Origin of the sequence: Xenorhabdus bakwenae (assembly GCF_030272115.1) — a bacterium.
Taxonomy (GTDB): domain Bacteria; phylum Pseudomonadota; class Gammaproteobacteria; order Enterobacterales; family Enterobacteriaceae; genus Xenorhabdus; species Xenorhabdus bakwenae.
Window position 1 is genome coordinate 2132370 of record NZ_CP119194.1, and the last position, 15570, is coordinate 2147939.

Below are 15570 nucleotides of genomic sequence, written 5' to 3' on the forward strand. Positions count from 1 at the left end.
CAAAAAAAGGGGAAGCATTTGCTTCCCCATACATTGCAATATACTTTTTTATACTGCGGTTTGGAAGATCACGTCTTCCGCTTTCTCTGTGTATTGATTCAATTGATCAAAATTGAGGTAGCGATAAGTATCGGCCGCGCTTTCATCGACTTTATCCATGAACTGCAAATACTCTTCCGGCGTTGGCAAGCGCCCCAACAGTGAAGCGACAGCCGCCAACTCCGCCGAAGCAAGGTAAACATTGGCACCGGAACCTAAGCGGTTAGGAAAGTTACGGGTGGAAGTGGATACCACTGTTGCACCATCCGCCACACGTGCCTGATTCCCCATGCACAATGAACACCCCGGGATCTCAATGCGTGCTCCGCTCTTGCCGAAAACACTGTAATAACCTTCTTCCGTTAATTGAGCAGCATCCATCTTAGTCGGAGGAGCAACCCATAAGCGAGTCGGTAACTGGCCTTTATGCTGATCCAGTAATTTACCCGCCGCACGGAAATGACCAATATTCGTCATGCAAGAGCCAATGAATACTTCGTCAATTTTGCTGTTAGCCACATCAGATAACAGACGTGCATCATCGGGATCATTAGGTGCACATAAAATAGGCTCTTTAATGTCTGCCAGATCGATCTCAATAACGGCTGCGTATTCAGCATCTGCATCCGCTGCCAACAATTGAGGATCATTCAGCCAGTTTTCCATACCGATAATACGGCGTTCCAATGTCCGGCGATCACCGTAACCTTCCGCAATCATCCATTTCAGCAAAACAATGTTCGATTGCAAGTATTCAATGATTGGCTCTTTATCCAGCTTGATAGTGCATCCTGCCGCAGAACGTTCGGCAGACGCATCAGCCAACTCGAATGCCTGTTCGACTTTGAGTTCAGGCAAACCTTCAATCTCAAGAATACGACCAGAGAAGATGTTTTTCTTGCCTTTCTTCTCGACGGTCAGCAAACCTTGCTGAATCGCATAATAAGGAATGGCATGAACCAGATCACGCAACGTGATTCCAGGCTGCATTTTTCCTTTAAAGCGAACCAGTACAGATTCTGGCATATCCAACGGCATGACGCCTGTTGCCGCAGCAAATGCCACCAAACCTGAACCCGCCGGGAAAGAAATACCAATCGGGAAACGGGTATGGGAATCTCCGCCTGTACCCACCGTATCCGGCAATAACATGCGGTTCAACCATGAGTGGATAATGCCATCTCCTGGACGCAACGATACGCCACCACGGTTCATAATGAAATCAGGCAATGTATGGTGTGTCGTCACATCAACCGGTTTTGGATAGGCAGCCGTATGGCAGAATGATTGCATGACCAGATCCGCAGAGAAGCCCAGACAGGCCAAATCTTTCAATTCATCCCGCGTCATTGGTCCCGTGGTATCCTGAGAACCCACAGAAGTCATCTTAGGCTCACAATATTCCCCCGGACGGATACCACGTTTACCGCAGGCACGGCCAACCATTTTCTGTGCCAGTGAGAAGCCACGATCGCTTTTCGCAACCGCTTTTGCCTGACGGAATACATCACTGTGTGGTAAGCCCAGTGATTCTCGCGCCTTGCCAGTCAAACCACGACCGATAATCAATGGAATACGGCCACCGGCACGGACTTCATCGATCAATACATCGGTTTTCAGGGCAAAAGTAGCCAGTAATTCATTGGATTCGTGATGGCGGATTTCACCTTTATAGGGATAGATATCAATCACATCTCCCATATTCAGTTTGGAAACATCCACTTCGATGGGCAACGCCCCTGCATCTTCCATGGTGTTGAAGAAAATGGGGGCAATTTTTCCGCCCAAGACCACGCCGGCACCACGTTTATTTGGGACAAACGGAATATCTTCCCCCATAAACCACAATACGGAGTTCGTTGCCGATTTACGGGAAGAGCCTGTACCCACCACATCCCCAACGTAGGCCAATGGATAGCCTTTCTTGCTCAGGGCCTCGATTTGCTTAACCGGGCCTACGACACCGGCTTGATCAGGCTCAATACCTTCACGGGCATTCTTGAGCATTGCCAAAGCATGTAAGGGGATATCAGGGCGTGACCACGCATCAGGAGCAGGAGAAAGATCATCGGTGTTGGTTTCCCCCGTGACCTTAAAGACGGTAACGGTGATTTTTTCCGCTAATTCAGGACGCCCAAGGAACCATTTTGCATCTGCCCACGATTGCATAATCTGTTTGGCATGGACATTACCCGCTTTTACTTTTTCTTCCACATCGTAGAAGCTGTCGAACATCAGCAAAGTATGAGAAAGTGCTTTCGCCGCAATCGGAGCCAACTTTTCATCATCCAGGGCATCAATTAAAGCGTGGATATTATACCCACCCTGCATAGTTCCCAATAATTCAATGGCTTTTTCCTGTGTCACCAAAGGAGAATCAGTTTCTCCCTTAGCAACGGCAGCGAGGAAACCTGCTTTAACATAAGCAGCTTCATCTACACCAGGAGGGACACGATGGGTCAGTAAATCTACCAGGAAATCTTCTTCACCTTTAGGTGGGTTCTTCAGTAATTCGACCAGCGCTGCTGCTTGAGCTGCGTCTAACGGCCTAGGGACGATGCCTTGAGCTGCACGCTCGGCTACGTGCTTGCGGTATTCTTCTAGCACGACTTTCTCCTCGCTCTCATTGTCATTTTATATACCCGGCTGTCAGCACCCGCTAACGATCATTGAAAATGATCATCTAAAAACAATCACTAAGGGTGCAAGGTCAGAGGATTTTGCTCGCATAACATCAGAATTATGCCCAGATTCGGGCGTTTAGCATACCAAAATTTGAATAGCATGTTAATTCATTCACATAAAATCAACATTAAACCATAATAAAATTCTGGATAAATGAGTCTGGAGAGAGTATTAAAGTTTTAAATGCTATATGTTGTTATTTTGGCCTGAAAATTCCTTAACTTCTACTGCAACTATCTGTAAATAAAAACGGCTTTCCTGTTTGAAAGCCGTTTAAAATTTCTTTTTAACCTACTGCAAAATCTAAAGAATTATTTCTTTTTCTTTGCCTTAGGATTTGGCAAGTCAGTGATGCTGCCTTCGTAAATTTCCGCAGCCATGCCAATTGATTCGTACAGGGTTGGGTGAGCGTGGATAGTCAGAGCGATATCTTCTGCATCACAACCCATTTCGATAGCCAGACCGATTTCACCCAGCAGTTCACCGCCGTTAGTACCCACAATGGCACCACCGATAATACGGTTACTTTCTTTATCAAAAATCAGTTTAGTCATGCCATCTGAACAGTCAGAGGCAATTGCGCGACCGGAGGCTGCCCATGGGAAAGTCGCAGTTTCGTAGCTAATGCCTTTTTCTTTCGCTTCTTTCTCGGTCAGGCCAACCCATGCCACTTCTGGCTCAGTGTAAGCAATGGATGGAATAACTTTTGGATCGAAGTAATGTTTCTTACCAGAAATAACTTCAGCAGCAACGTGACCTTCGTGAACACCTTTGTGTGCCAGCATTGGCTGACCAACGATATCACCGATAGCAAAGATGTGAGGCACGTTAGTGCGCATTTGCTTATCCACACGGATAAAGCCACGTTCATCAACTTCGACGCCCGCTTTGCCAGCATCAATCAGTTTACCGTTCGGTACACGACCGATAGCAACCAGAACCGCATCATAACGCTGTGGCTCTGCCGGTGCTTTTTTACCTTCCATTGTTACGTAGATGCCATCCTCTTTAGCTTCTACTGCGGTCACTTTCGTTTCCAGCATCAAGTTGAACTTCTTACTGATGCGTTTAGTGAACACTTTAACAACGTCTTTATCTGCCGCAGGAATAACCTGGTCGAACATTTCTACCACATCGATCTGAGAACCCAGAGCGTGGTAAACAGTCCCCATTTCCAGACCGATAATACCACCGCCCATCACTAACAGGCGTCCTGGAACGGTTTTCAGTTCCAGTGCATCGGTAGAATCCCATACACGAGGATCATTATGTGGAATGAATGGTAGCTGAATTGGGCGTGAACCCGCTGCGATAATGGCATTCTCAAAATTGATCGTTGTTGCGCCGTTCTCGCCTTCTACCACCAGAGTGTTAGCACCGGTGAATTTACCAACACCGTTAACAACGTTAACTTTACGGCCCTTAGCCATGCCGCCCAGACCCCCTGTCAACTGAGAAATAACTTTTTCTTTCCAGAGACGGATCTTATCAATATCAGTTTGCGGTTCACCAAACACGATACCATGCTGTGCCAGTGCTTTTGCTTCTTCAATCACTTTAGCAACATGCAACAGAGCCTTAGATGGAATACAACCCACATTCAGGCAAACACCACCCAAAGTAGCGTAACGTTCAACCAGAACCGTATCCAAACCTAAGTCCGCACAACGGAAAGCAGCAGAATACCCTGCCGGGCCTGCTCCAAGCACCACTACCTGGGCTTTAATTTCAGTACTCATCATGACCTCTTAATTGTTTGTCCGGCGGGTCAGACGAAAAAAAACCATATTCCACCGGGACGTACACACCGCGAGCAGTTTACAGAATTGTAAATAACCTGAAAAGCGCGTTAACGTGACAGAAATCCCAACCTGCCAGATGCAAGACGAAAAACTCTGTCACGATAGTCATTATCAGGCCGGTATATTTACCGGCCTTTGCATTACATCACCAAACGGCGGATATCGCTCATCAATTGATTAATATAAGTGATGAAACGTGCACCATCTGCCCCATCGATCACACGGTGGTCGAAAGACAGAGACATAGGCAGAATCAGGCGCGGAACAAATTCCTTGCCATTCCAGACGGGTTTCATGGAAGAACGAGACAGCCCCATGATGGCCACTTCTGGCGCGTTGACAATTGGTGCAAAGCCGGTAGTACCGATACCACCCAGGCTGGAGATAGTGAAGCAACCACCCTGCATGTCGGAAGCAGTCAGCTTACCAGCACGTGCTTTCTTGGAAACTTCAGCCAGTTCTCTGGACAGTTCCATGATGCCTTTCTTGTTGACATCCTTGAATACAGGAACCACCAAACCGTTAGGTGTATCAACCGCGATACCGATGTTGACATATTTTTTCAGGATCAGCTTCTGGCCATCTTCAGAAATGGAGCTGTTAAAGCGAGGCATTGCTTCCAATGCTTTCGCAGCGGCTTTCATGACAAACACCAGCGGAGTGATTTTCACACCAAGCTGTTTCTTTTCAGCTTCTTTGTTCTGCTGTTTACGGAACTCTTCAACTTCAGTGATATCCGCTTCATCAAACAGATTAACGTGAGGGATCATGACCCAGTTACGGCTGAGGTTAGCACCAGAAATTTTCTGGATACGGCTCATTTCAACTTCTTCGATTTCACCAAATTTGCTGAAATCAACTTTTGGCCACGGCAGCATACCGGGCAGACCGCCACCCGCAGCAGCAGGCGCTGCTTCTGCACGTTTGATCGCCTCTTTCACATAAGCCTGAATGTCTTCGCGCAGGATGCGACCCTTACGGCCAGTTCCTTTTACTTTAGCCAGATTTACGCCAAATTCACGCGCCAGACGACGAATGACTGGAGTCGCGTGAACGTAAGCGTCATTTTCGGCAAACTCATTTTTGCCTTCTGCTGGCTTGCTTGCTGCTGGCGCTGGCGCTGCTTTCGCAGGTTCAGCCGCAGGAGCCGGAGCGACTGCTGGCGCTGAAGCCGCACCCGCAACCTCGAATACCATGATCAGAGAACCCGTTTTCACTTTATCGCCAGCCGCGATTTTGATCTCTTTCACTGTACCCGCAAATGGTGCAGGCACTTCCATTGAGGCCTTGTCACCTTCAACTGTGATCAGTGACTGCTCCTCAGTCACAGTATCACCCACTTTTACCATGATTTCGGTCACTTCAACTTCGTCACCACCGATATCGGGTACATTCACTTCTTTGCTTTCTACTGCTACCGCTGCTGGAGCTACCGCCGCTTGCGGTGCAGGTGCAGCTTCTGCCGTACCGTTTGCGGATTCAAAAATCATGATCAGCTTGTCGGTTGCAACTTTGTCGCCAACGGCAACTTTGATTTCTTTAACTACACCCGCCTGTGGAGAAGGAACTTCCATAGAAGCTTTGTCACCTTCAACCGTAATCAGTGACTGTTCTGCTTCTACTGTGTCACCTACTTTCACCAAAATCTCGGTAACTTCAACTTCATCTGCACCAATATCAGGCACGTTAATTTCGATAGACATGAATCTTTACCTCTTATGCCAGACGTGGGTTAACTTTTTCTGGGTTGATGTTGTATTTCTTGATAGCTTCTTCAACGGCTTTCACATCAACTTCGCCACGTTTAGCCAGTTCACCCAGAGCCGCAACAACCACATAAGAAGCATCAACTTCAAAGTGATGACGCAGATTTTCACGACTGTCAGAACGACCAAAACCGTCAGTGCCCAATACACGGTAATCGCTTACAGGAACGAAGCTACGGACTTGCTCTGCAAACAGTTTCATGTAGTCAGTAGAAGCAACAGCCGGAGCTTCGTTCATGACCTGAGCAATATAAGGAACACGAGCTTCTTCTGATGGGTGCAGCATGTTCCAACGCTCACAATCCTGACCATCACGAGCCAGTTCGGTGAAGGAAGTCACGCTGTATACATCGGAACCAATGCCGTATTCAGCAGACAGGATCGTCGCTGCTTCACGAACGTGACGCAGGATAGAGCCAGACCCCAGCAACTGCACTTTACCTTTTTCACCTTCCAGGCTTTCCAGCTTGTAGATACCCTTACGGATGCCTTCTTCAGCACCTTCCGGCATGGCTGGCATGTGGTAGTTTTCGTTCAGCGTGGTGATGTAGTAGTAGATATTCTCTTGTTGCTCACCATACATACGCTCCAGACCATCTTGCATGATAACAGCAACTTCATAAGCGAATGCGGGATCATAAGAGATACAGTTAGGAATAGTCAGGGACTGAATATGGCTGTGGCCATCTTCATGCTGCAAACCTTCACCGTTCAGAGTCGTACGACCAGAAGTACCACCAACCAGGAAGCCACGCGCTTGCTGGTCACCCGCTGCCCAACACAGGTCACCAATACGCTGGAATCCGAACATGGAGTAGTAGATGTAGAACGGGATCATTGGCAGGTTATTGGTGCTGTAAGAAGTTGCAGCAGCTAGCCAAGATGAAGCAGCACCCAGCTCGTTGATACCTTCTTGCAGGATCTGGCCTTTTGCATCTTCTTTATAGTATGCAACTTGCTCACGGTCTTGCGGAGTATACTGCTGACCATTAGGGCTGTAGATACCGATTTGACGGAACAGACCTTCCATACCGAAGGTACGTGCTTCGTCAGCAATAATTGGAACCAGACGATCTTTGATCGACTTGTTCTTCAGCATAACGTTCAGTGCACGAACGAAAGCGATAGTGGTAGAAATTTCTTTGGATTGTTCTTCCAGCAGCGAGCTGAATTCTTCCAGCGCTGGGATTTCCAGTTTCTCGTCAAAGTTAACGCGACGGCTTGGTACATAACCACCCAGTGCGTTACGACGCTCATGCAGGTACTTAGATTCTTCAGAATCTTTATCGAAATTGACGTATGGCAAGTTTTCGATCTGCTCATCAGATACCGGCACATTGAAACGATCACGGAACTGACGAACGCCTTCCATGTTCATTTTCTTAACCTGGTGAGCAATGTTCTTACCTTCGGCGGTATCACCCATACCGTAACCTTTAATGGTCTGAGCCAAGATTACAGTTGGTTTGCCCGTGGTATCCTGTGCTTTTTTCAGTGCAGCGTAAACTTTCTTCGGATCGTGACCGCCACGGTTCAAAGCCCAAATTTCGTCATCAGTCATATCTTTGACTAATGCAGCTGTTTCCGGGTAACGACCGAAGAAGTGTTCACGAACATAAGCACCATCTTTAGACTTGAATGTCTGATAGTCGCCGTCCAGCGTTTCGTTCATTAATTGAACCAGTTTACCACTGGTGTCTTTACGCAGCAGTTCGTCCCAACGCTCACCCCACAGGACTTTCAGTACCTGCCAGCCAGCACCTTCGAAGATCCCTTCCAGTTCGTTAACAATTTTACCGTTACCGGTTACTGGGCCATCCAGACGCTGCAAGTTACAGTTGATGACGAATACCAGATTATCCAGTTTTTCACGAGTTGCGATAGTGATCGCACCTTTAGATTCTGGTTCATCCATCTCACCGTCGCCCAGGAAAGCGTAAACGGTTTGTTTAGAAGTATCTTTCAGGCCACGGTTTTCCAGATATTTCAGGAACTTAGCCTGATAAATAGCGGAAATTGGTCCCAGACCCATTGAAACAGTTGGGAACTGCCAGAAGTCAGGCATCAGTTTTGGATGCGGGTAAGAAGACAGGCCATTACCACCGATTTCCTGACGGAAGTTGTTCATCTGCTCTTCTGTCAGACGGCCTTCAAGGAACGCACGTGCGTAAACGCCAGGGGAAATGTGGCCCTGGAAGTATACCAGGTCACCGCCATCATTTTCGTTACGAGCGCGGAAGAAGTGGTTAAAACACACGTCATAAACGGTAGCGGAAGACTGGAATGAAGCCATGTGACCACCCAGCTCTAGATCTTTTTTAGATGCACGCAGAACGGTCATCACCGCATTCCAGCGAATAGCAGAGCGGATGCGGCGCTCTAAATCCAGGTTGCCAGGGTAAGCAGGCTCATTCTCAGCAGGAATAGTGTTGATGTAATCGCGGCTTGCAGCACCTGCAGCAACGCTAACACCACCTTTACGAGCTTCATTCAAAACCTGATCAATCAAGAACTGAGCACGTTCAACACCTTCTTCACGGATGACCGATTCGATCGCCTGTAACCAATCGCGAGTTTCGATCGGATCCACGTCATTTTTCAAAATATCTGACATGGTGTATTCCTTATCTGTTATCTATTTTCTAATGGTTATTGGAGCCTATCTTCTGGTCATACCTTTTGACGAAACTGCCTGTTATGACCGGAAGATAGGCCCTGCTGTATATTGCTGCTAAAACTCTTGAAAAGAGTTGACAAACTGTACAAACGCAGCAGTCAAATCTGTACAGTTAAGTTAGAACCCGCCCCATTCGGGAATTTGATTTGTCTATGACGTTCCAAGGGACAGGCTCTTATTCCTGATGTTGCTGGAGCCGCCTCAATGAACGCTCACGGCGAGTACGTTCACGAGTCAGATCCAATAAAACTTCTTCAATAAAGGCCAGATGACGATGGGAAGCCTCACGGGCTTTTTCCGGTTCTCTCGCCATAATAGAGCGAAAAATTTCAGCCCTGTGGTTACTAACAGCTGCCAACATTTCTTTACGGGTATAAATAACTTCAAAATTGCGCCTGATATTTTGTTCTAACATTGGGATCATACAGCGCAATAAATGCAGCAATACCACATTATGGGCAGCTTCCGTGACAACAAGTTGGTATTGCAAGACAGCATCAGATTCCGCATTCACATCACCACGTTGTTGTGTTTCTTGAATGGCAAGATGGCTTTGCTCAATGCGTTGGAAATCCTCATCAGTTCCTCTAAGGGCGGCATAATAAGCTGCAATCCCCTCTAACGCATGACGGGCTTCAAGGAGATCGAACTGGGATTCTTGATTCTCTGCAATAAGTTGGGCAAGTGGGTCGCTGAAACTTTGCCACAGATTGTTCTGCACGAAAGTTCCGCCCCCTTGACGACGGAAAAGAAAGCCTTTGGCTTCCAATTTTTGAATGGCTTCGCGTAATGAAGGACGTGATACTTCAAACTGCTTTGCCAGCTCACGCTCAGGCAGCAGTTTTTCTCCCGGGCGTAGCGAGCCTTCGAGAATGAGCTGTTCAAGACGCTGCTCAATCACATCTGATAACTTTGGTTGGCGAATCTTGCTATAGGCCATATCTGCTGTAAGCCATTCAATAAGTAAATGTTGCTTTGGACTATGCCCGACTCAGCTAAGTCTTACTGACTAAATCTTAGCCATTAAATCCTAGTTAACAGGTCAAAGTCAATTGGTAATACCAATTTAGAATACAGGGTCTTAAAGTAACAAAGTATTCACTAGCTGTCTATAAAGACCTTGGGCTAAATCATAAAAACCTGCAAATTTTAACAAAATATTTTAAATATTATTAGAAAATTATAACCAGAGAGGATTTTTAGATCGGAGATATCAGGGAGATTTAACGTTTTTTAAACGCATAGATGAGCAAAATGAAACGTTACAGCAAGATAAAAACTCAAAATTATGCAAAAAATATGAATTAAAATTCAGGCAGAAATCATTACAGACAATTCATAAGTCAATCAAAATAGCCAGACTCAAACAACGGTTCCCGATGCCACTGGTAAGTTCAAGCCGCGAGGCCTTATATTTCCCCAGCAGAAAAATAAAGGGCTTCCCTGGCCCTCTATCTCTCTTGTGTGTCAAACTAATGCGCCATAAATCGTCAACAGCGCGACAATAATCACAATAGTAAAGGTCGCTTTTTTCGCTAATGTTACGGCAGCAACAGGTGTTTCTATAGGGTCAAGACGGGGTTCTTTACTTAATGCGAATTGTGCTAATTGACTAACTACCTTGTATTGTGATGACCGAAAATCAGTGAGTGATGCAATCCAGGCGGGTAAGGCTCTCTCTCCATGTCCTAACAAAGCATAGGTAATACCTGCCAACCGTGCAGGAAGCCAATCCAGCCAGTGCAGTATCCCGTCAACGCCAGATTGTGCTCTCTGCACTGCCGTTGCGTGCTGGGCCAACCAACGTTGATAAGCTCTCAGGCAACCATACCCCATCAAAACCGCCGGACCGAATTGACCCAAGACAGCCAACCAAAAAATAGGGGCAAGATAATAACGGAAATTTATCCAAATCAATGAATTTTGTATCTCACGCAACCGCTCTTCTTTTGTGGTGTCAGGTAATATTCCCCGAATCATCGTCAGACGAGCAAGATACTTTTTCTGCTGCCCAAAATCATCCTGGCGCACAGCCTGAAGATATCCGCGGTAATCATGCCGCAGCCTGCCTGCACCAATACATAACAGACTGATTATGATACCCAGCACAATCGCGAGCATACCAAAAGCAACAGAGCTAGAAATATCAATAAGCTTCCATGTCAATAAAGCGACCAGAAAGGTCATACCCAGGCTACCCCATAGTGAATGTGATTTGAGTCTGGCAAAAGCCGGGGCTAGATAGCGTTCCAGTTGCCAGTGATCCCTCATCTTAAAAACACGTTCCCATGCCAGTATTAACAATAGAATAAAGAGAGTCATCCAACTCGCTCCTGCAATAATTGACGGTAATGTTCCCAATAAAAATAAGATCCAGGATCGGTTTTCCTTCCCGGTGCGATATCGCTGTGTCCTGTAATATTGTCACGAATATCAGGATATTGGCTAATAAGCAGCTCAGTAACCTCCGCTAATTTAGTGTACTGAATTTCAGTAAATTCCTCATAATCTGTGCCTTCCAGTTCAATGCCTATCGAAAAATCATTACATTTCTCACGGTCACAGTAGCAGGAAACACCAGCATGCCAAGCTCTTTTATTGAAAGGAACATATTGTACAACCTCACCATCGCGCCGGATTAAGCAGTGAGCAGAAACACGTAAGTGCTTAATTTCATCAAAAAAAGGATCGGCTTTAGGATCTAATGTTCCCATAAATAATTGATCAATATAAGGGCCACCAAACTTGCCAGGAGGTAAACTGATGTTATGAATAACCAATAATGCGGGTGTTTCTTCTTCTGGGCGCAGATCACAATGCGGGGAAATCACCTTTCTCGCACCATCAATCCACCCTTCATGCAGCTTCATTCTTTTACCTCCCCCTTAATATTTAATATCACCCTGCCAAAATAACCCTTCCAATATGGCCAATAGCAATCAACTTCATTAAGCGTAATGCTATGGCATAAGGTGTAACAAGTTAGTTAGCATGTTAGCACCTTCAATCGGCCAATATATCGGATGGTTTCTTATTTACGGGCAGACTCGAAAAATTTGTGCAAAAAAATGTAACATAAAGTTATTTTTTCGAGCCTGCTTCATAATTTTTATTAACCATATTTTATTTTTCTCTTTTTTCTCCATGATTATTGGCACCGATACCCAATAGATTGCAACTTAAAAGATGAAGGGTATGCCTGCTATTGAACATGGCAATCAGTCCAGATATGTATACAAGGAGAAAAAATGAAACAACAAGGATTTACCTTAATTGAAGTAATGGTTGTTATGGCTATTGTGTCTATTCTCGGCGCAATTGCCATTCCCAGTTATCAGGGATATATCCAAAAAGCCGCATTAACCGATATGCTACAAGCTATTGTGCCTTATAAATCAGGTGTGGAACTGTGTCGCTTCGAGGCTGCAAATTATAAAAATTGTCACTCTGGTCACCCCTCCATTCCATCAGGCCACAATAGCCGCTATATCAGCACCATTTCAGTAAAAGAGGGGGAGATAACGATAGTGGGTCAGCAAAACCTTAATGGACTCCATGCCACGTTAAAACCTATTCAGGATACGAAAACGGGGTTCACTCAATGGGAAGCGATTTGTGAATCTGAAAATGAATCGTTAAAACTAAAATGTCAGGAAACCTTGAAATTTTAAACAGTTATTTTCATTCCTGACAGGCTTTAAATTAAAGAGAAAACCATTATACCAATCCAACTTCAAGATGCGTGTTATATTTTCCCACGCAGCGGGGAGATATAAGGCCTCGCGTCGTCTTGCGGATTACAATTGGAAGTTGATCGAGTATAAGTCACACCAATATTAAAGGAATAAAGATAATGATAAATAAGGATCACCTTTTAATGGAAAAAGAAATAAAAGAGCTATGTCAACGACATCAGGCCATTATTATAAAAAAAGATTTCCATACAATCACAATTGCCTGTAATAAACCACCTAATGAGGATTTCATTGCCGCACTGAGATTTATTTCAGGTTTAATCGTTAATGTAGATATTTGGCCACAAGCAAAAATAGAATCGATGTTGACACAAGAAAATTCATTAATGTCAGCAAAAAATTACTGTTCAGAAAGTGATGAAGAGGAACCGTACCGTATAAATCACCTTGATAGCCACCATACTCATTATCATGATGCAATACAAACCAACAATCTCCATGATGAAGAAATAGACACACCCGTTATTCAATTAGTTAATCAGACAATATTAACTTCAATACAAAAAAGAGCTTCAGATATTCATTTTGAACCATCTCAACGTGGTTACCAAATACGTATTCGAGTTGATGGTACATTACATACCATGCAGGCACCTCCTCCTCAAATGAATACGGGTATTCCTGCTCGCTTAAAAATCATGGCAAAACTCAATATCGCTGAAAAACGCCAGCCTCAGGATGGGCAATTTGACTGGAGTGATAACAAAAACAGTTATGCGATTCGTATATCAACACTCCCCACACTACATGGAGAAAAAATAGTCCTGCGTATTTTAAATACCATACATCAACTATCTCTGGAACAGTTAGGATTGCCTGAACCACAATTACAACTTTTACAACAAAAACTCCATTTTCCACAAGGGATGATTTTAGTCACTGGGCCGACTGGCAGCGGAAAGACAGTCACATTGTATAGCTGCCTGCAATATTTAAACCAAGCGAAAAAGAATATCTGTAGTGTCGAAGATCCTGTCGAAATTCCTTTAAATGGCATCAACCAAACACCAGTTAATAACAAAATTAGTCTGGATTTCGCCAAAGTTCTCAGAGCATTATTGCGCCAAGATCCCGATATTATTATGGTTGGCGAGATCCGTGACAATGAAACCGCTGAAATATCAATGAAAGCAGCTCAAACAGGCCACTTAGTTTTATCAACCCTGCATACCAATTCCACTATTGATACGTTATCTCGCCTGCATAATCTGGGAATTTCTGGCTATACCACAGCCTCATGTGTGAAACTAATTATTGCTCAGCGACTGGTTCGTAAGCTTTGCCCCCATTGCCGACAACAAGACAGTATATCCACAGAGATCCCTAATATTACTGGTTCAGCATCTATAAAAAAATGGAATGCGGTCGGTTGTGATCACTGCTTTTCTGGCTATTACGGCAGAACTGCTATCTATGAATTTCTCGAAATCAAACCTGAACTCCAGCAAGCCCTGTCTGAGTGTTCTAACGCCAGCTTCCCACATCTACTTACCTCACAACAAGATGCAACGCTTTTTTCCGCAGGGCTGACATTAGCGGAAAAAGGAATCACCACTCTTGAAGAGATTTATCAGATTACAGGCCATGAGACAGTATGAAAATAGAATATATTTACCAATGGCAGGCAATTAACAAGCATGGAAAAGCCATAACAGGGGAGAGTATTGGGCACAATAAAAAAAGTGTATTCCAATACCTCAGCCATCTCGATCTTCAACCCTATACCATTAAATGTAAAAAAATTATTTATTACAGCAAAAAGGAAATTGCCTATCGCCTGCATTTTATTCATCAGTTAAGTACGTTACTGACTTCAGGCATCCCTTTACTCAAGGGACTGACTATTTTACTGCAAGAGTGTAAATATGCTCTCTGGCGATGTGTATTGATGGATATAATTCAGAAAATTCGTCAGGGAGAGGCATTCTCCACCACACTCGAACACTATCCGAAGCTATTTTCTCCCTTGTTCTGTCAGCTTATCGCAGTAGGAGAACAAACCGGCCAGCTTGAAAACTGCTGCCAGTTAATCATTAATCGGTTGGAACAGCAAAATAGGCTGGGGAAGAAAATTCAAAAGGCTTATCACTATCCCTTGATAGTCGCTTTTGTGAGCTTTTTGGTTATTATTCTGATGTTGATCTTTGTTCTGCCAGAATTCCGACAAGTCTATTCTTCGCTAAATGCCACCCTGCCCTTGTTAACACAGTGGGTTCTATCAGGATCTGATTTATTGATCCATCATGGCGTATTACTATTGTTAATAATATTTATATTATTAACCAGTTATCTATGGCTACGTCACCGTTTTCCCATTTTTAAAGCAAAAGAAAAAATGCTCTTCCTGAGATTCCCTATTTTTAAGCAACTCACTATTTATCAACAGACTAATCAAATATTTCATATCCTGTTTATGACACAGAAAGCGGGATTAACACTAATGGCGGGGCTTGAATGTGCCCTCATAGCAACTCAGCATCCTGTTTTTATTGCTGGCGTGAAAAACCTGCACAGGCAAATTCAACAAGGCATACCAATGAGTGACGCATTAAAACAAACAGCATATTTCCCTGCGCTATGCCAACAATTTGTCATGGCAGGTGAAGAATCAGGAGAATTAGAATTATTTTTATTCAATCTTGCAGAATGGTATCAAGAAAAATCAATCAACCTTGCTGATAGATTGGTTCAATCATTAGAACCTTTGTTGATGTTAATAATGGCCTTGATTGTCGGTTTATTATTGCTGGCTATGTACCTGCCTATTTTTCAATTAGGTGCAATATTAACTTAACAAGGTAATTACATATTTCATTATCTTTTCCCAAGACGGCCAAAGCAGGAAT

General features: G+C 44.5%; 10 protein-coding genes. 3 read left to right on the top strand and 7 right to left on the bottom strand.

The window, feature by feature from the left end; translation table 11 throughout:
• Positions 1-48: 48 nt before the first annotated feature.
• The 7 genes from acnB to ampD all read right to left on the bottom strand — a co-directional run bounded on the left by acnB (position 49) and on the right by ampD (position 11839).
• Entirely contained in the window at positions 49-2646 is a 2598-nt protein-coding gene (gene acnB, locus PXH59_RS10950) for a bifunctional aconitate hydratase 2/2-methylisocitrate dehydratase (protein ID WP_285808342.1), read from the bottom strand.
• Between the two features lie 389 nt (positions 2647-3035).
• Positions 3036-4463 carry a dihydrolipoyl dehydrogenase gene (lpdA, locus tag PXH59_RS10955; RefSeq protein ID WP_285808343.1) on the bottom strand — a complete coding sequence of 476 codons (1428 nt, stop codon included), beginning with the start codon at positions 4461-4463 and terminating at the stop codon, positions 3036-3038.
• A 203-nt stretch (positions 4464-4666) separates the two neighbouring features.
• Positions 4667-6229 (bottom strand): pyruvate dehydrogenase complex dihydrolipoyllysine-residue acetyltransferase, encoded by a 1563-nt coding sequence (gene aceF / locus PXH59_RS10960; RefSeq protein WP_285808344.1) that lies wholly within the window; start codon positions 6227-6229, stop codon positions 4667-4669.
• A 13-nt stretch (positions 6230-6242) separates the two neighbouring features.
• The gene (gene aceE, locus PXH59_RS10965; protein ID WP_285808345.1) at positions 6243-8906 is read right to left on the bottom strand and encodes a pyruvate dehydrogenase (acetyl-transferring), homodimeric type; all 2664 of its coding nucleotides are present in this window, start codon (positions 8904-8906) and stop codon (positions 6243-6245) included.
• 238 nt (positions 8907-9144) lie between these two features.
• Complete coding sequence (gene pdhR, locus PXH59_RS10970; protein ID WP_047767706.1) at positions 9145-9909, bottom strand: pyruvate dehydrogenase complex transcriptional repressor PdhR; 765 nt, start codon at positions 9907-9909, stop codon at positions 9145-9147.
• Between the two features lie 527 nt (positions 9910-10436).
• The gene (gene ampE / locus PXH59_RS10975) at positions 10437-11291 is read right to left on the bottom strand and encodes a beta-lactamase regulator AmpE (RefSeq protein ID WP_047767704.1); all 855 of its coding nucleotides are present in this window, start codon (positions 11289-11291) and stop codon (positions 10437-10439) included.
• Positions 11288-11839 carry a 1,6-anhydro-N-acetylmuramyl-L-alanine amidase AmpD gene (gene ampD / locus PXH59_RS10980; RefSeq protein WP_285808346.1) on the bottom strand — a complete coding sequence of 184 codons (552 nt, stop codon included), beginning with the start codon at positions 11837-11839 and terminating at the stop codon, positions 11288-11290. The genes ampE and ampD overlap by 4 nt, the downstream gene beginning before the upstream one ends.
• Before the next feature lie 378 nt (positions 11840-12217).
• Between ampD and ppdD the strand changes: the two genes are divergently transcribed.
• From ppdD to hofC, 3 genes are all read left to right on the top strand, one after another.
• Positions 12218-12640, top strand: coding sequence for a prepilin peptidase-dependent pilin (ppdD, locus tag PXH59_RS10985; protein WP_047767701.1), 423 nt, complete (start codon positions 12218-12220; stop codon positions 12638-12640).
• 182 nt (positions 12641-12822) lie between these two features.
• Positions 12823-14322, top strand: a complete 1500-nt coding sequence (gspE, locus tag PXH59_RS10990; RefSeq protein WP_047767699.1) for a type II secretion system protein GspE — start codon at positions 12823-12825, stop codon at positions 14320-14322.
• On the top strand, positions 14319-15518 hold the full coding sequence (gene hofC / locus PXH59_RS10995) for a protein transport protein HofC (RefSeq protein WP_285808347.1): 1200 nt from the start codon (positions 14319-14321) through the stop codon (positions 15516-15518). The genes gspE and hofC overlap by 4 nt, the downstream gene beginning before the upstream one ends.
• The last annotated feature ends 52 nt before the right edge of the window (positions 15519-15570 follow it).